Source organism: Gilliamella sp. CG35 (genome assembly GCF_046635745.1).
GTDB classification, from domain to species: domain Bacteria; phylum Pseudomonadota; class Gammaproteobacteria; order Enterobacterales; family Orbaceae; genus Gilliamella; species Gilliamella apicola_I.
In genome coordinates this window covers 1-17,358 of record NZ_JBIDFH010000011.1, presented here as the reverse complement: position 1 = coordinate 17,358, position 17,358 = coordinate 1, and the positions used below count along the sequence as shown (strand labels likewise).

Below are 17,358 nucleotides of genomic sequence, written 5' to 3'. Positions count from 1 at the left end.
CACTTTTTTAACGTGTTATTTTTTGAATGAATAGCGTTAAAATTGCCGATGCAATCAGTGATAGCACCATAAATAAAAAACCACTTTGGTATCCACCATCTGATTTTTCAATTAAAAAACCGATGATAAAGGGTGAAATAACTCCGGCAACTTGTCCGCCAAAATTAACGATACTGGAAGCTTTACCCATAATGACAGTTGGAATAAGTTGCATTAACATTCCCCAAAAAATAGCAAAGGCAATAAACATAAACAACGCTGAAATACATTGAAAAGCAATGGCAGCATCAAGATTTTCAACGTTAAACATAAGAAATAAAAAACTAGCAGATAAGATTGCGGTAACACCATAAATAATTTTGAGTCGTTGTACAAATTTATCGGCAAGATAGCCTCCGATCAAGGTGCCTACTGCACCAAATAAAAATGGAATAGCGGCCCATATCCCAGTTTTGGATAACGATAATCCTCTTGCTTCCAGTAAATAACTGGGTAACCAAGTCGTAAATCCCCAAAAAGTAATATCAAATAAAAACCAGATTAATGACAGCTTCCATAATAAAGGCATTTTCAACACATCAGCTAGCGACTGACTATTATTGCGCAAATTGACGTTATGATTAGGGGTATTAAAATTGTCATTGTATTCTTGTAGTTCATGCAGTTCTTCAGGCTTGATTAAGGGATTTTCAGCAGGATGATTGGATATCAAACGGTAGATAAGATAACCTAATACTAATCCGGGCAGGCTTAACAGAATGAAAACGGCACGCCAACCTAACCATTCGATAATTGTCACCGCAACGATGACCGAAATAGCAGGCCTAATGTATTGACAGAAGATTGAATCGCAGTGGCTCGACCTCGTTCTTTAGTAGGAAAATAAGTGGCAATGGTTTTCCATGATGAAGCAGGAAACCCGCCTTCTCCTAGACCAAACAGAAATCTGACTAATAACATTAAAGGCAGAATATAGATTAAACCTGTGAAAAAAGTAAAAACTGACCACCAAACGATGGCGAATGCCATGACTTTACGGGATCCAAATCTATCGGATAAATACCCGCCCGGTATTTGAAAAAGGGCATAACCAATAAAAAAAGCACTGATAATTGATGCTTGTTCTATTTTATCCAACCCTAAATCGTCACCTATAAAGGGAAGCGATACATTCATCACCATTCGATCGAGAAATGATACTAACCAAGCAGACCATAATAACAACAGGACACTATAACGACCTTTCCACTTTTTAGGATGATATCCCGATGTCGGCTTTTTATTTGTTAAGATACTCATAGAATTTCCTTAAGTATAATTAGGCTATTGTCCTCCATCACTCAAATCAATGAGCAACGAATCACAACGCTTTTAGACGCTAATTTGATAATCTGCTTTTATTGCAACCAATAACAACTAACTTACTTTTCGATATAAATGGTGTATCTAATACTTTTAATAGTCATAAGATCAGCTCACCTTAGTGAGCTTTATAACGATGACGATATATTACGAATTTTGATAAATGTTCCAGGCAGCTTGAAGACCAGCACCTTGTATGGTTTTAAAGCCAAGACGGTTTAACACGGCTTCAAATGCGGTCAAGGTTTGTAAAACACACTGTTTTCTGGCGTTATATCCCATTGTGCCAATGCGCCAAACATTCCCTTTAAGTGGGCCAAAAGATGCCCCTATTTCGATACCGAAATCATTCAGCATTAGGTTACGAACTTGTTGGTCGTCGATATTTTCAGGACGCATAACCCCAACCACATTATTCATTTTGTATTTAAGATCGCCAAAAAGTTTAAGCCCCATCGCTTGCAAACCTGCGACCATTGCCTCGCCATTAATACGATGACGTTCAACGACATTATCTAGTCCTTCTTGTAATACAATACGGGCACACTCTCTTGCGGCGTAAAGCATCGAAGTAGCTTCTGTATGATGATTAATGCGTTCCGCCCCCCAATAGCGGATGATCATATCGATGTCAAAATAGTTAGAATAGATGATTTCGTCATTACCACTGGTATCACCCTCTGCACGAATGCCTAATTCAACGCATTTGCGAGCTTGAATAACGTCGACCATTGCCGGGCTTAAGGTTAATGGTGCAACACCCGGTGGGCCACTTAAACATTTTTGTAAACTGACTGATACCCCATCGAGTTGCCATTTATCCACTTCCAAAGTATTACCGACGATTGAAGCAGTCGCATCAACATACGACAACACACCATGTCGGCGACAAATTTCACCGATTTTATCAAGCGGTTGAAGTAACGTTGTCGAAGTATCGCCCTGAACACAAAGTAATAATCTCGGTTTCACTTTTTTGATCGCATCTTCAATCACATTAGGATCAAACACTTCACCCCATGGTACTTCAATCGTGTGGACTTGTGCTCGACAACGATGGGCAATTTCGCATAGCAATAATCCAAACCGACCAAAAACCGGTACCAAAACTTTATCACCCGGACGAATAGTTGAGATTAAGACCGCTTCAATTCCTGCTCGTGCTGTGCCATCAATCACAAAAGTTTGCTCATTGGTGGTTTTGAAAATATCTCGATACAGTGCCATTGTTTGATTCATATAATCCGTCATAACTGGATCAAATTGACCAATTAATGGCGCAGCCATAGCACGGGTCACTCTTGGATCGGCATTAATTGGCCCCGGTCCCATGAGTAAACGCATTGGCGGATTAATTTGATCATACTTATCTAGGTCTAACATATTATTTTTCCTTTATTAATATCAAATTTGTTAATTAACAATGTCTACTTTAAGAACGAATTGGATTACCTTTTTTTATCAATATTTTTTAAAAAACGTAGCGCAATAGGATGATGATATTTAAACAAATTGACGATTTCATTCATCACTTTACCCATATTCGATTTTTTCCATGCTAACGAAAGTGGTGAGGGTTTGCGTTCATTAATCACTTTGCATTCAATTAATTCCCCCGTCTCCAAATAGGGTTGACACAAAGAGCGAGGCAAAAATCCAATACCAAGCCCTTTTAAATGACAAGCCAATTTAGTTGAAATATCCGGTACGATGATTTCGGTCTGACTTGGCAATAACCATGCCACACGTTTATTCATGTGAATAGAGGTGTCTTCAACATTGATTGCAGGATATTTACGCAGTGCATCATTTGATAAAGGAGTATCTATACGAGTGATAGGATGATGCTTAGCTGCTACAAATGCCCAAGTTATTTCGCCTAATGGGAAGATATTAATCATATTATCCAGTGATTCCGTGCCTGTTGCCCCAATAGCAAGATGACATTCTCCATGTAACAATGAATCCCACACCCCCATATAAACTTGGCGATTAAACGTAAAATGGGTAAAAGGAAATTTTTCCAGTAGATAATCTAGCAGTTCTGTAATAGCGTCGCTGTCATATAATAGGTTATTAATGGTTAAATTGACTCTACGTTCAACGCCATCACGAATTTGTTGTAACTCTTCGGGCATTGAATTTAACCATAATAACCACTGACTACAGTGCTCATAAAGGTGTTGACCGGCAAGCGTAAGTGAAACGGTTCGAGTGGTTCGTTCAAATAGCTGAGTGTTGAGTTCAGCTTCTAATGATTTTATTCGATAGCTAATTGCGGCTGGGGTTTTATATAATAACTTTGCGGCTTTAGAAAAACTGTTACACTCAACAACTTTAGTAAAAGTGCGCATGGTTTCTGTATCTAACATACTTCAATCCCTTATGACAAAACGATCGATACCAAGCCAAATACCAAGCAACAGATCAGCCCCTGAAGTATGACCATAATTTGATATCTCAGCCAAAGATCGATGTTGATATTTTTGTTGATTGAGTGCGGTTATAACTTGCAGTACTTGTAATGAAAATCTTCCTTGCAGGGCATGACGTAAAAAAGTCGCACTAATAGTTGTCGTTAAAGAATCCAGATCAAGCTTAAGTATGGCACGTTGTAACAAGTTACATCGACGATAAAAACGCTGATCACTTAATAGTACTGCAATCATGCCAATCAAAATATCATCAAAGCTGGGGGTTAATCCTGCTCCTAGACCAATAAAAGGGGTAATATCATCAGAATATCCATTTAATAATGCGTCAATTTTGTCACAAAACTGGCACAATTCAGGCGCCCTTTTTTCAGTAATATTTTGTCTTAACTCGCCAAACAATCCTGTAGGATTATTGATCTGCTTGAATAATTGAGCAACGCCATTTTTATCATAATTGGTAAGCGGATAAGGAAGTAATTGCAAAGAGCAGATGTGTGTTTTTGCACTAATTTGAATATGTCCGATAATTAAGTCACCCGTTGCTAATTGTTCGATTGGTTTATGACGTTGAGTTAGTGTCTGTTTGATTAAATCAAATTGAGCACTTTTTAGTACCCAACCCATTGGCGACAAACCGTGACCATAACGGTGTAAAGTGATAAGCTGCTTTGCATTATTAATCAGATTAATGGTATGTTCATGCAGACTAAATAGTGTTAAATCACTCACAGTAATTGGTACATGGGCACTTTTAAGCAATGGCTTTATAGATTGCGTAATACGTTTTGATGTATGGCAAACTCCCTGCCGATTAAAATCGGCAGAGAATGGTGAGAGCCATTGCTGATTTTCAGCTTGTTTATCGGTACGATGACAATCTGCAAGTTCCTGATTCATAAATTACACTTTCAATTTTATCGCTAATGCCTCAAGCGCTTTTTCAAAACAGGCTAACGGCGCACGCACCGTTCCTGCACCAATTTGACCCACACCTGCTTGTTTATGGGCAATTCCTGTATTAATTAAGGGCGTAATACCGGTTTCTACAATCAGACGTAGATCTAATCCCATACAACATCCTTGAAAGTTCCAAGACGGTATTTGTAGTTGCATATTATGTTCTAAAAAGATTTCGCTCATCTCTTCTGATACTTCATATGCAACATCCGCGCCACCTGCGCCAACAAAACGGGTTACACCTGGTGCAGCAACCATTGCCGCCCCACCAATACCAAATGTTTCCGTAATTGCACTATCACCGATATCGGGGTTCGCATCCTTTTGGGAGTATCCGGTAAAGAAAAGTCCTTGTGGTGTGTTAACGGGTGCAGTAAACCATTCATCACCCAGTCCACTGACTTTAATGCCAAAATCTTTACCATTACGTGTCATCGCAGTAATAATAGTGCCGGCTTGGATCTGTGCTGCGCTATCCATAACTGATTTACAATATGCCATGGCCAAATTCAAAAAGAATTGGTCGGTGACACTTAAAAAATCAAAAATCTTCGCCATTTCTTCTTTACTACGATTAAGCAGAGCTAATTTAGGTGATAAGGTACGAAGTAATAATGCCGATGCAGCAATATTGCGTTGATGAAACTCATCCCCCATTGAAATGGCTTGAGCCATCAGTGCGGTTAAGTCGATTCCTTTTTCAAATAATTTTAATGCTTCATTAAGCGCCGGCGCTAATGACGTTTTCATCCAGTGATGACGATTTAACACCTCTTGCCCATAGGCACCAAAACGCATGACTTTCCCAATACCTTCATTCAAATTGCAGTAAGCTCGGTTGCCATGAGTAATATTTTCAACCACAACAACAGGCATATTTGCCGAAGTAATCCCACCCATAGGGCCAACAGCATGAACCGAATGACAAGGTATAAATTCCACTTTACCTGTCGTTAGCAAAGCTAGTGCCTGTTCTTCATTTTGCGCCCAGCCTTCAAATAAACAGGCACCAATACAGGCACCTTGCATTGGTCCAGTCATGTCCGGCCATATAATCGGTGGGCCTGCATGTAATAATTTGTAACCTTGTGCCAAAGTCGGGATCGCTTCTTTAGCAGCAATAACACCAACCCAATGCGGTCTTGCCACTTTAATTATTTCAATAATGGCCTGATTTGCTTCATTAATTGATGAGTTCATTGTTACAACCTCTTAGTTTAATTTTTTCAAAATAGCCGCTAATTTTTGATTGCCACCAGCTATCGGTGCCCATTGATAATGCACCACAGGAATATTTGATGATTGCAGATCTTCAGCAAAACTCCGCAAACCGGCATTAATCACACTGATATGATCAAGTAAAGGGTAAGGTTTTAAGCAATCAATCTTATTTGCTGACGTAATTAATTTTGTGGCTAATAAAATGGCTTCAGGTAAATTATCCATTACGGTAATACCTGCCGATTGAAGTGCTGCAATTTGCTTACTACGACATTGTGGATCGGATTCAGATCCTGTCACCGTGGCAATAGCAATTAAGGGATGATGAGAAGATCGTTGAGCGATAGCCTTGTTGTAACCTGAGATTATTGATTCAGCCGGATTCGCATTTGCGCCATAGCCTATGACCAGATCCAGTAACAATACCCCCACCCCTGTTTGCTCGCCCAATTGTGCTATTGCATGTTCACGTATGGATGGGTCAATCATGGGATGTGGGCGCCCAACGGTATAAAAGTCATCGCCCAGATCGATAATTTTATGACCTTGCTGATCGAACATGATACCTTTGTCGTGGTTATCACTGAGCAAAAGATTGAGTTGATTAGCCAGCAACATTGCGGCTTCCGATGCTAATGTACCACCGGTATATAATCCCATAATGGTTTGATGATCCACACTAGGCAACGTGCTCATCGCACTTTCAACTTTGGCTAATAAACAAGCTAATCTAGCTGCTTCATCTAACGTGCTGGCAAAAAAAATATTATCGTCTTGCCGTTTATCAATACGGGAACCTAAAAAGAGCGCCACAATAGGTTTAGCTATTTGCTTCATTGCATTAATCACTTTTATACGGACACTTTCAGCTGGCGGTTTGGAAATAAAAGTAATGACTTGCGTTTGCTTATCAGCCGCTAGCATAGTTAATGCGGTTAATGCGCTAATCCCCCCTACTGCTTGCGATAAATCACGTCCGCCAAGTCCAATTGCTTGTGTAATTCCCTGATTGAGTAATGCAATTTGTGAAATCACTTCTTGAATGCCGGTTCCCGATGCCCCAATCACCCCAATATTACCCTTAGGTATCACGTTAGAAAATGCCAATGGCGCCCCAGCGATGATTGCCGTTCCACAATCCGGCCCCATGACAATAAGATCTTTTGCTGCTGCGCTTTTTTTCAAACGGATTTCATCTTCAAGCGACACATTATCGGAAAATATCATGACATTTTTATTTTCATCTAACGCTTGTTCTGCCAATTCTGCTGCATATTCACCGGCAATTGAAATAAGCACCAAATTAGCATCAGGCAGTTTTCGATTAGCGGTTGCCAAACGTCTTGCTTTTAGTAATTTACTGCCCCCTTGCTGTTGCTGAGCAATATTTTTTAAAGCTTCTTCAAGTTGTGAACGAATTAAATCTATGGCATCGCTAGCATCATCATGCGTTTTAATTGCTACACAGATATCATTAGGCGTTGCTTGATTGAAAGTATCACTCCAAAATCCCGTGGCTACAAGCAATGATTTATTGGCTGGTGTTCCCATCATAACGGAAACTTCATCGACTTCTTCAAGGTTACTCAGCTTTTTAGATATCAACATGAGGCTAACAGAATCCTGAAAACTACCTTTTTTTATGAAAGATTGAATCATGAGAATTGGACCTCTCAGTTATTAAATTATTGTAATAAATGCTGTAATGGTAATTGGAAATAAATAGATATGCGCTTGCTAGATGTTAAAAGACATTTTCATTGACGCGATAAATTATCCTACTCAGTCATACCCTACTATCCGCTTTGAATCTGTTTTACAACAACAATATTGCGTTAACCTATTAAATCTAACTATCAGACTATATTTATATATTACGTAAAAAAAGCGGAATAAATAGGTCATAAGTCACAAAACAATCATCTATATCATTAAATAAATATGAATATAATCATGAAGATAAATTATTATTAAAAAATTTTTTATAATAATAACCCATTAATTTAATTAAATTTTATAAATCTAAAATAGTTAGTTTGATCACATTATTCTCTGCTATTAATAGATAGTCTAAACGGCAAATAAACAATTATCGAATTTGTTCCAGAACTAAAAAACTAATTAAAAACGAATAGTTAAAAAGAGTTAAAGCAATTTTTCTAAAAGAATGGTTAATGACAGGTAAATGCTTATGAATATCTTGTATGATGATGTGGCTAATGCAGTTAAATGGATATCAAGTTTTGGCGGGCTTGAACAAGGCGGTACCACCCGACTGCTATATACACCAGAATGGCTGACCGCCCAAAATGCCTTAAAAGACAGAATGACGCAATTCGGTATGGAAAGCGACTTTGATGAAATAGGCAATCTTTATGGACGATTCAAAGGTAGCAAATATCCGGATGAAGTCATTATGTCTGGATCGCATGTTGATACCGTTGTTAACGGTGGCAAACTTGACGGGCAACTTGGTATTATTGCTGCGTTACTTGCCATGCAATACTTACATCAACATTATGGTCAACCGTTACGAACACTAGAACTCATCTCAATGGCAGAAGAAGAAGGTAGCCGTTTTCCGTATGTTTTTTGGGGAAGTAAAAATGTGTTTGCCATTGCCGATCATCGTGATGTTAATGACATTGAAGATAGTGACGGAATCAAATTTGTTGATGCCATGAAAGCATGTGGATTTAATTTCAAAACTCAGCCTGCACGCACCGACATTAAAGCTTTTCTAGAAATTCATATCGAACAAGGTGGCGTGCTTGAAAAAGAACAAAAAAGTATCGGTGTGGTGACAAGCATAGTTGGTCAGCGCCGTTATAACATCCGCTTAATTGGCGAAGCTAACCATGCCGGCACAACACCAATGGGTTATCGTAAAGACGCAGTTTATGCCTTTAGTCAAATCTGTTATCAATCAATTAATAAAGCCATAAAAGTGGGTGATCCCTTAGTCCTGACTTTTGGGCACGTTGAACCTAAACCGAATGTTGTAAACGTCGTGCCGGGTGAAGTGCTATTCACGATGGATTGTCGCCATACCAATAAAGCGGAACTCGTCGCCTTCACCGAAGAGATTGAAGCAGATATGATTCGAATCGCCCATCAACTTAATCTTGAGATCGAAATCAATCGCTGGATGGATGAAGATCCCATTCCTATGGACACTAAATTAATTCATCTGCTAGAAGAAATTTGTGATCAAGAAGGATTAAGTTATCGGGTAATGCATAGCGGTGCAGGCCATGACTCACAGATTTTCGCGCCTCGTGTTCCAACAGCAATGCTATTTGTGCCGAGTATAAAAGGCATTAGTCACAATATTGCCGAAGATACCAAAACCGAAGATTTAGTTGAAGGCATTAAAGCGCTCACTTATGCCTTATATAAACTAGCTTATCAAGAGTAAGAGGAATCAATATGACCACGACAGAAAAAACAGGCGGTATTCAATATTGGCATAAAATCGTCGTATTATTATGTCTGGGTTGGACAGTGATGTGGATCTATCGCCCTGTGCTAACCGCTATCTTTCCTGAAGTTCAACAAACTATAGGCCCTCAATCCAATACAGAACTTGGACTTATTGCAAGTTGCTATTTTTTTGCTTACACCGCAATGCAAATTCCGGCAGGCATTCTTGTCGATCGATTCGGTAAAAAAGCCGTGGTGATTCCAGGATTTTTACTCTTTACCATAGCGGCATTAATCATTGGTAATGCACATTCAATTATGATGATTTATGTCGGTAGCTTATTGGCTGGATTAGGATGTGGCTCTTATTATGGATCAGCTTGGTCACTTTCTGCTGAAAACATTCCTTCGCAACATCGCGGTTTTGCTTCTGCCATTATTAATACTGGTTCAGCATTAGGAATGGGGATCAGTCTACTTGCCACCAGCTTTTTGGTCAAATCATGGGGAATGCCTTGGGAGTATATGCTATACATCATTGCAGCCTTATTACTTTGTTTAGTGGCAGGGTTTGCCCTGATTATTAAGGAAACGCCAAAACAAAAACAAAATCAAAGTCAATCATCGTCAGCAAAAGAAGCGGTCACATCCGCTGACGAACCGAACGCCAAACACCGATTTTTTAGTAGTCAAATGGTGGCTTCTTATATTATGTATTTTGCAACCTGCTATGGGTATTACATGATAGTTAGTTGGTTACCTAACTTTCTCGAAACCGAGCGTGGCTTTACGGGTGGAAACATTGGATCTGCATCGTCTTTGGTTGCCTTTGCTGCCATACCCGGGGCGTTAATCATCAGTAAAATATCAGATAAATACCAAAATAAACGGCTGTTTTTCATTATTGTACTTGAGTTAATTGCAGCAGCGACCCTGTTAACGACCGTACAAGCAACAACCATCACGTTATTGCTAGGTGGGCTCATTTTTTATGGACTGTTTGGTAAATTGGCGGTAGAGCCTATCCTCATCTCACACGTGGCTGATACAGCACCGAAAACAAATTATGGCACTTCGTTTGGAGTATTTAACTTTTTTGGTATGAGTTCATCGGTAATTGCACCGCCATTAACCGGTTATTTAGCTGATCTGACCGGAACAAAAATGACAGGATTTTACGTGGCAATCTGCATTTTAATTATCGCTACGCTGCTTTTTTTCCTAATCAACATGCGTAAACATATCACCAATTAACAAATCAATCATTGCCGATCCATTGCGGTAGTCGGCAATAACTATATTGCTTTAAAACGATGCTGTTTTACAGGCTAGTTGCCTTTTACCCTAAAAAAAAAACGAACAGCAAAGTATAAGATTATTATTTTTCAAGGAGATAAATATGGGGTACTTCAATCACAATACTGGTTATCCAAAAGATTTGCTGGCTTCCAGAGCCATCATCAAACGACAAAATTATGCGCTTATTCCACCTGATGGATTAGTCAAAAATGTCATTCCGGGATTCGAAAATTGTGATATCACTATCTTATCGACACCTAAGTTAGGTGCATCCTTCGTAGATTATCTTGTCACCATGCATCAAGACGCAAAAAATGTACAAGGTTTTGGCAACGAAGGGATTGAACTTTTTGTTTATGTCCTTAGTGGATATATTACCGCCACCGCAGATAGTCAATCGTTTAGATTAAAGACTGGTGGCTATTTATATTGTCCTGCTGGGGTAAAATTATATCTACACAATCATGCCGAAAGTTCACGATTATTTCTCTACAAAAGACGTTATATCCCCTTAGCAGATTATCAAACTCGCATTATTTCCAATCACGTTCAGCAGTTAGAAAGCTTAAATTATGAAAATATGGATAACGTATTTATCCAAGACTTATTACCTAAAGAACTTGGATTTGATATGAATTTCCATATTTTAACCTTCAATCCCGGCGCCAGTCATGGGTACATTGAAACCCATGTCCAAGAACATGGTGCTTATCTGCTAAGTGGTGAAGGGATGTACCTACTTGATAATGAATGGATCCCCGTTAAGAAAGATGACTATATTTTTATGGGTGCCTATGCCTTACAAGCCTGTTATGCCGTTGGTAAAGTGCCTTTAAGTTATATCTATTCTAAAGATTGTCATCGAGACGTTGCTATCTAATCAATCGATAATAAGACAACGTAAACTTAAAAACGGATAAATCCAATAACTTTAACAAATGATCAAGGAAACCATATGGAACTGATTGTCATTGCTTTAGGTGGTAATGCAATTGCCAAACGTAATGAACCTTTATCGGTTGAGAATCAATATCAAAATATTCATTCTACAACCAAATTAATTGCCAAATTAGCAGGTAAATATCGATTAGTCATTGTACATGGTAATGGTCCGCAAGTGGGACTTTTAGCCTTGCAAAATGCAGCTTATTCAAAGGTACCGGCTTATCCGCTTGATATATTAGTTGCGCAAACTCAAGGCATGCTAGGATATATGATAGGTCAAAGTTTACAGCAACAACCTAATGTTACCCAGGTGGTCACGTTACTTACGCAAGTGGAAGTTGATAAATATGATCCTTCGTTTACTCACCCGACAAAATTTATAGGGCCGGTCTATCCACCCGAACAACAAAATCAACTCAAACAACAATATGGTTGGATATTTAAACAAGACGGTCAATACATTCGACGGGTAGTCCCCTCCCCTAAACCCAAAAAAATTTTGGAAATTGCAACCATTCAAAAATTGCTGAATGACAATACTATCGTGATCTGTAATGGGGGTGGTGGTATTCCTGTTATCAGCACTGACCATGGCTACCAAGGAGTGGAAGCGGTCATTGATAAAGATCTGTCTGCTGCGCAATTAGCCATACAGCTACAAGCTGATCACCTAATGATATTAACCGATGCTGATGCCGTTTATGAAAACTGGGGGTCACCACAACAAAAAGCACTTGATCATGTTGATACTGAACGCCTAAAACCGCTTGCTATCGATGATGGTGCTATTGGCCCTAAAGTCAAATCCGTCATTGAATTTGTCGAAAAAACAGGGAATACAGCTTATATCGGTACCCTAACAGATATTGAATCCTTATTAAAAGGTCAAAAAGGAACCGTAATAAAAAACCATTCCATGGATAAATAGAATCCATTCAGAGGAGTACAAACATGAGAGTAGACCGAAAAACATTACATAATTTAATTGCGAAAAAACTACATAAAGCAGGATTAAGCAAAGAACATGCTGATATTGCTGCCGATGCACTAGCCTTTGCTGATGCAAGGGGAATACACTCACATGGAGCGGTAAGAGTTGAATACTATTCTGAGCGGATAGCCAAAGGCGGCATGACCACAAATCCCAATATGACCTATAAAGAAACCGGGCCAGCTAGTGCGATTCTCGATTTTGATAATGGATGTGGTTTGGTTGGCGCAAAAATTGGTATGGATAAAGCGATTGAACTAGCCAAAAAAAATGGCGTTGCCGTTGTCGGTATTCGACGCATGTCACACAGTGGTTCATTATGTTATTTTACTGAAATGGCAGCCGCTCATAATCTTGTTGCTATCTCAATGTGTCAATCTGATCCGATGGCGGTACCTTTTGGCGGTGCCGAAGAATTTTTTGGCACTAATCCTATCGCCTTTGCCGCCCCTTCTGCTGATGAAAGAGTCGTATCATTTGATATGGCAACGACTGTACAAGCTTGGGGTAAAGTATTGTATGCTCGCTCTAAAGGTGCAGCAATCCCCCCTACTTGGGCTGTTGATGAGCAAGGTGAAGCCACTACCGATCCTTATAAAGTCAATGCCTTATTACCTATTGCAGATGCAAAAGGATATGGATTAATGATGATGGTTGATGTGTTATCCGGAATTTTGCTTGGTGTACCATTTGGTAAAAACGTGTCTTCGATGTATGCCGATTTATCCAAAGGACGTAATCTAGGGCATTTACATATTGTCATTAATCCAGAATACTTTGTTGGGCTTGAAGTATTCAAAAAAAGCATGTCTGCGATGTTAGACCAATTGAAACAGGTAAAACCTGCAAAAGGCAATAGTGAAGTATTCTTCCCTGGTGAAAGAGGAAAAAAACGGGAAGCAGATTATATTAAAAATGGGATCGAAATCGTGGATGATATTTATCAATATTTGATTAGCGATGATGTTCACTTTGATCGTTACGATCACAAAAATAAATTTGCAGAATAAAAAGGGTTAATCATTAAGAGTGATTACAAGCTAAAAATAACCTTTTATAGTTGCATTATAATAGTTAAGTATAGAATTTATTGATTTTGTTGATGATGTATCCCTGTGTATACAGGGAACTCGTCTTTAGCAAAGCGTTAATATTCTTTTTTTCTTGTTCTAAATCATGTTTTTCTGATTCTTGTTCGCTTGCATCCATCTTACTAACATATGCATCACGTTTTGCTTCATCACCGTCTTTTATATAACCCAAATAGTTTTCCGCATCATCGGTCATTTCACTGTTTAATGCTTCCCATTCCGGTCGCTTTCCTTCTGCATTCAGCTTTTCATACCATTCACTTTGATAATGAACTAACAGCCGTCCCAGTGCCGTTGTTAAGTGTGGTTTGTCGGATATTCCTTTAAAACATCCCTGTGTTAATGTCGCATATTTATTACTATTTTGAATATATTGCTTGTCTAATATTGTTAAGGTCTCTTTGAGGGTTGGCTTATAGTTCTCCAGTGAAGCATTATCCTTATTTCGGGTTATCGCTTTTTTTGCACTCAGGTAAAACTCTTTTAAACTGCTGGTTTCTGTAATCTGTTTAAAACTAAACCACTCCCAACCACTGACTTTCTTCACGCCCTCACTGCCAATAAATGTCCATCCTTTAATAGAAACATTTTGACTATCCACTGCATGCTCTATCCATAACCATAATGTCCCCTTTTCATCCATGGCTCGTTTATCATTCTTGATTAAATCTTCATCATTCATATTCAGTAGCAACGATGGTGTATCGACTTCATTTTTACTGGTTGTTAACTCACTCTGTTGTAATGGAAACTTGCTCCATGCGGGTGTGGTACTGGCTAAATCTTTTAGATTACCTTTTTCTTTTAGTTTATCCTGTATCTCTTTATTATTCTCTATCCATAATGTTTTAGTTTCACTTTTCGATGTTTGAATCTCTATTTGGAACCAGTTGATATTCTGTTCTTTACTTAATATTTTTATTTCCGAGTCTTTAAGACGCTCACCGACTTTTGTATCCGATTCTGATGCTGACGCCAGTAATTTTGCACCTTTTAATATTATCATTCTTGGTAAGTTAGCTCGATAACTGTAGGCTGTCTGTAGGCTGCGAGATAATTTTCACCCACAATAAAGAGCATTTCGTTCATATAAATCGCTTTATTTCCATTGAGTAGATATTTAGCTAATGGTGATTTGTCGATATTGTCAAATGCGATATATTCCAACTCGTCACTAATATCTATATTAAATTCTTTAAAATTTTCGACTTGCTGTTGATAGCGTTTTTCATCACCAAATAACTGTTTTGACTTCGCTTTACCAAAGGTAAATGAATGGGCTTGTTGATAATTTACACAAAGCTTTTTATTAGCAGGATTTAAGGTTAGTGTGATATCATAAAGTTCATCGATTCTCACACTTTCAAAGCGCATATAATTATTTGCTTGTTGACTGGTTAGTAAAAGGCTTTTTGTTGAATGTATTTTGTTATCTTTAACCGCTAATTTACTGTAGCAATTTGACGTGACAGGTAATTCTTGAAACTTCCCTTCTTTTGTCACTTGAAAATGTTGTACTTCTACTGTTTCATCTTCAAAACGTTGGCGACGCTCAATAAAATAGTTTTTGTCAATGGTAAAATAATGATAACCAACCATGTAACCGCTACCGCCAGGACCGCCTCGAGTTGTAGTCCGATAACCAAATAACACCAGTTTATCTAGAACCTTATAATCATTAGAAAACAGATATAAATAGGAATCAACATCACCACTATCCCAACTTACATCAATAAATATTGGATTTATAATCGATGAAATAGAAGGATACTTTGCTCCGGATATATATATTGCAACCCAAGGAAGATCTAAAAAATTTTTAAAATGAATGGATAACGGTTTTAATACGCGCTCTTGATATAGCATAAAAGCATCATCTTGGTTAAATGGAACATTGATTGTGGGTAACGGAGGGACTTGTTTAATAAATTCTTTTTCAAAATAAGGCTTTGAATAAAATACTGGCTTACCATTTTTTCCAAACAGAAGCAGCATATCATCCAATAATAAGGCCTGCCGATTTTGTGTTACATACTGTTTTAATAGGCTATTATCAATATTTTTATCAAACTGAAGATAAGTAATGTTATCTTTTAATTTAATATTATAACTATGCTCTAATAATGTTTGCTTCTTTTTTAAATCAATATATGCTTGTTCAATATTATTACTTTTAAAAAAATCTTCTATAGGCATCGTATTACGTTTAATCAAAAACGACTGATTATTGAAATAAAATTTATTACCACGCAATTTTATATCAAAATCAATCGTTGTTTCATCTACCAATGTATTGCTAATACCATAAATAATTCCCCAATTATCTGGCGCTTTTTTTTCATCAGCTATCGCTGATGATACGATTAAATTTAATAATAGAGAAAATAATACAATATAGTAATTACTTTGTTGCATATTGTTAACCTTTATTAGTGATTAATGTTTGCATTGATATGCCATTAGCTTGTTCAACACTTTTGGCAAAGTATTCATCTTTCAAATAAACTAATTGAAAACTTCTGACATCATAATGTACCCATGTTGATGCTACAGCTTTATCTGTAGATATTTTTACTCGATTTCCTGGCTCTAAAGAAACAAAATTTGGTTTAGCCCATCTGTATTGAGCATCACAATACTTAATCATCACTTCTCTTGCATCATCACACAAATTAGCTTTTGTAATTTTTGGATTGTCGTAAACCATATGAATATCTAGCGCTTTTCCCATATGATTCGTGGTTTGTCTGTCCTTATGAAATTTATTATCCCTCCAACAGCGGTATCCGGATTCAACTTTTTCAATTTTCATATTTCGTTGATCAAAGTGTTTCAAATAAAATTTCCAGGCTCTTAATACCCAAAATAACGTTCTATGTAACCCGGGATATTCATACTGTCTCAACATTTCAACAGGATCTTCCTTCTGTTTTTGCTCAGAATACCTCCCAAGCCCAAATCCTCCACATGCTTTAATCTCAACTTCTAATTTGTATGTTGAACATTTACACTTAGCTTGAGCAAAATATGTTTCTATTGGATATTCCTCTTGAAACTTATCAATCGCTTCAATTACTTGCATATCAACAACACCCGTTTCTTCAACTTTCATATAATCACGTTGAAACTGTTTGATCATGTTTTCTGTTCTTTCCGTAAACTCATCAGTCGGGACATTGCCACCAAAACCGGCAAGACGGATATTGATTTCTCGAATTATTTCATCTTTATCACCTTTTTGGAAAAGCACTTTATTATCAGAGAAATAATTTACCATAGATACCGGATGTATAAACCACACCCGACCATTTTGACTTAACGTGGCAAGCGTTGATGAAGTTTGGGTTTGTTTACTTGAGGCGTCTGCTGATTGCTCTTTTTTAGTTTCTGCGTCACTTTGTTCTGTCTGTTGACTTTGCTTAGCTAAACCTTTGGTGACATCATCCCACCAGAGCATTTTTGTCGCTTTTTCTTTGCTTTTTTCCCATAATTTATACTTCTCTTCTAACTCATTTATTTTCCCCAATAAGTTAAGTTGCTCTTGTGTTAATTTCTTTTCGGGTGCATCTTCATAACCATCTGGAAAACGTTGATAATCTCTTCTTTGTTGTTCTAAGCCTTGTTTTATTGATTC

13 protein-coding genes and 1 pseudogene are annotated in these 17,358 nt (G+C 37.9%); 5 read left to right on the top strand and 9 right to left on the bottom strand.

Annotated features, from left to right (window positions below; translation table 11 throughout):
* Window positions 1-7: 7 nt before the first annotated feature.
* The 6 genes and pseudogenes from ACGH4F_RS06500 to fdrA all read right to left on the bottom strand — a co-directional run bounded on the left by ACGH4F_RS06500 (window position 8) and on the right by fdrA (window position 7,634).
* Window positions 8-1,176, bottom strand: a pseudogene (locus ACGH4F_RS06500) (MFS transporter).
* A 333-nt stretch (window positions 1,177-1,509) separates the two neighbouring features.
* Window positions 1,510-2,745: a pyridoxal-phosphate-dependent aminotransferase family protein gene (locus ACGH4F_RS06495; RefSeq protein WP_267360138.1), complete on the bottom strand. Its 1,236-nt coding sequence runs from the start codon at window positions 2,743-2,745 to the stop codon at window positions 1,510-1,512.
* A gap of 65 nt (window positions 2,746-2,810) precedes the next feature.
* A complete protein-coding gene (gene allS / locus ACGH4F_RS06490; RefSeq protein WP_267360137.1) occupies window positions 2,811-3,734 on the bottom strand; it encodes an HTH-type transcriptional activator AllS in 924 nt (307 codons plus the stop codon).
* Window positions 3,735-3,737: 3 nt separating this feature from the next.
* On the bottom strand, window positions 3,738-4,694 hold the full coding sequence (locus ACGH4F_RS06485; protein WP_267360136.1) for a DUF2877 domain-containing protein: 957 nt from the start codon (window positions 4,692-4,694) through the stop codon (window positions 3,738-3,740).
* Between the two features lie 3 nt (window positions 4,695-4,697).
* The gene (locus ACGH4F_RS06480; RefSeq protein WP_267360135.1) at window positions 4,698-5,954 is read right to left on the bottom strand and encodes a DUF1116 domain-containing protein; all 1,257 of its coding nucleotides are present in this window, start codon (window positions 5,952-5,954) and stop codon (window positions 4,698-4,700) included.
* 12 nt (window positions 5,955-5,966) lie between these two features.
* A complete protein-coding gene (gene fdrA / locus ACGH4F_RS06475; RefSeq protein WP_411590514.1) occupies window positions 5,967-7,634 on the bottom strand; it encodes an acyl-CoA synthetase FdrA in 1,668 nt (555 codons plus the stop codon).
* A gap of 532 nt (window positions 7,635-8,166) precedes the next feature.
* Between fdrA and allC the strand changes: the two genes are divergently transcribed.
* From allC to allD, 5 genes are all read left to right on the top strand, one after another.
* Window positions 8,167-9,393 (top strand): allantoate deiminase, encoded by a 1,227-nt coding sequence (gene allC / locus ACGH4F_RS06470; RefSeq protein ID WP_267360133.1) that lies wholly within the window; start codon window positions 8,167-8,169, stop codon window positions 9,391-9,393.
* A gap of 11 nt (window positions 9,394-9,404) precedes the next feature.
* Entirely contained in the window at window positions 9,405-10,652 is a 1,248-nt protein-coding gene (locus ACGH4F_RS06465; protein WP_411590513.1) for an MFS transporter, read from the top strand.
* A gap of 145 nt (window positions 10,653-10,797) precedes the next feature.
* Window positions 10,798-11,577 (top strand): (S)-ureidoglycine aminohydrolase, encoded by a 780-nt coding sequence (gene allE, locus ACGH4F_RS06460; RefSeq protein WP_267360132.1) that lies wholly within the window; start codon window positions 10,798-10,800, stop codon window positions 11,575-11,577.
* A gap of 75 nt (window positions 11,578-11,652) precedes the next feature.
* On the top strand, window positions 11,653-12,570 hold the full coding sequence (locus ACGH4F_RS06455; RefSeq protein WP_267360131.1) for a carbamate kinase: 918 nt from the start codon (window positions 11,653-11,655) through the stop codon (window positions 12,568-12,570).
* 23 nt (window positions 12,571-12,593) lie between these two features.
* On the top strand, window positions 12,594-13,643 hold the full coding sequence (allD, locus tag ACGH4F_RS06450; RefSeq protein ID WP_411590512.1) for an ureidoglycolate dehydrogenase: 1,050 nt from the start codon (window positions 12,594-12,596) through the stop codon (window positions 13,641-13,643).
* A gap of 64 nt (window positions 13,644-13,707) precedes the next feature.
* Here the strand turns inward: allD and ACGH4F_RS06445 are convergent, their stop codons facing one another.
* The 3 genes from ACGH4F_RS06445 to ACGH4F_RS06435 form a co-directional block, all read right to left on the bottom strand.
* Window positions 13,708-14,730: a hypothetical protein gene (locus ACGH4F_RS06445; protein ID WP_411590510.1), complete on the bottom strand. Its 1,023-nt coding sequence runs from the start codon at window positions 14,728-14,730 to the stop codon at window positions 13,708-13,710.
* Window positions 14,727-16,139, bottom strand: coding sequence for a hypothetical protein (locus ACGH4F_RS06440; protein WP_411590508.1), 1,413 nt, complete (start codon window positions 16,137-16,139; stop codon window positions 14,727-14,729). Before ACGH4F_RS06440 ends, ACGH4F_RS06445 begins: the two co-directional genes overlap by 4 nt.
* A 4-nt stretch (window positions 16,140-16,143) precedes the next feature.
* A partial coding sequence (locus ACGH4F_RS06435; protein WP_411590506.1) for a peptidoglycan-binding domain-containing protein occupies window positions 16,144-17,358 on the bottom strand: 1,215 nt, incomplete at its 5' end.

Coding starts and splice junctions, on each gene's coding strand:
- ACGH4F_RS06495 (WP_267360138.1), bottom strand. CDS start 2,745: ATGTTAGACCTAGATAAGTATGATCAAATTAATCCGCCAATGCGTTTA.
- allS (WP_267360137.1), bottom strand. CDS start 3,734: ATGTTAGATACAGAAACCATGCGCACTTTTACTAAAGTTGTTGAGTGT.
- ACGH4F_RS06485 (WP_267360136.1), bottom strand. CDS start 4,694: ATGAATCAGGAACTTGCAGATTGTCATCGTACCGATAAACAAGCTGAA.
- ACGH4F_RS06480 (WP_267360135.1), bottom strand. CDS start 5,954: ATGAACTCATCAATTAATGAAGCAAATCAGGCCATTATTGAAATAATT.
- fdrA (WP_411590514.1), bottom strand. CDS start 7,634: ATGATTCAATCTTTCATAAAAAAAGGTAGTTTTCAGGATTCTGTTAGC.
- allC (WP_267360133.1), top strand. CDS start 8,167: ATGAATATCTTGTATGATGATGTGGCTAATGCAGTTAAATGGATATCA.
- ACGH4F_RS06465 (WP_411590513.1), top strand. CDS start 9,405: ATGACCACGACAGAAAAAACAGGCGGTATTCAATATTGGCATAAAATC.
- allE (WP_267360132.1), top strand. CDS start 10,798: ATGGGGTACTTCAATCACAATACTGGTTATCCAAAAGATTTGCTGGCT.
- ACGH4F_RS06455 (WP_267360131.1), top strand. CDS start 11,653: ATGGAACTGATTGTCATTGCTTTAGGTGGTAATGCAATTGCCAAACGT.
- allD (WP_411590512.1), top strand. CDS start 12,594: ATGAGAGTAGACCGAAAAACATTACATAATTTAATTGCGAAAAAACTA.
- ACGH4F_RS06445 (WP_411590510.1), bottom strand. CDS start 14,730: ATGATAATATTAAAAGGTGCAAAATTACTGGCGTCAGCATCAGAATCG.
- ACGH4F_RS06440 (WP_411590508.1), bottom strand. CDS start 16,139: ATGCAACAAAGTAATTACTATATTGTATTATTTTCTCTATTATTAAAT.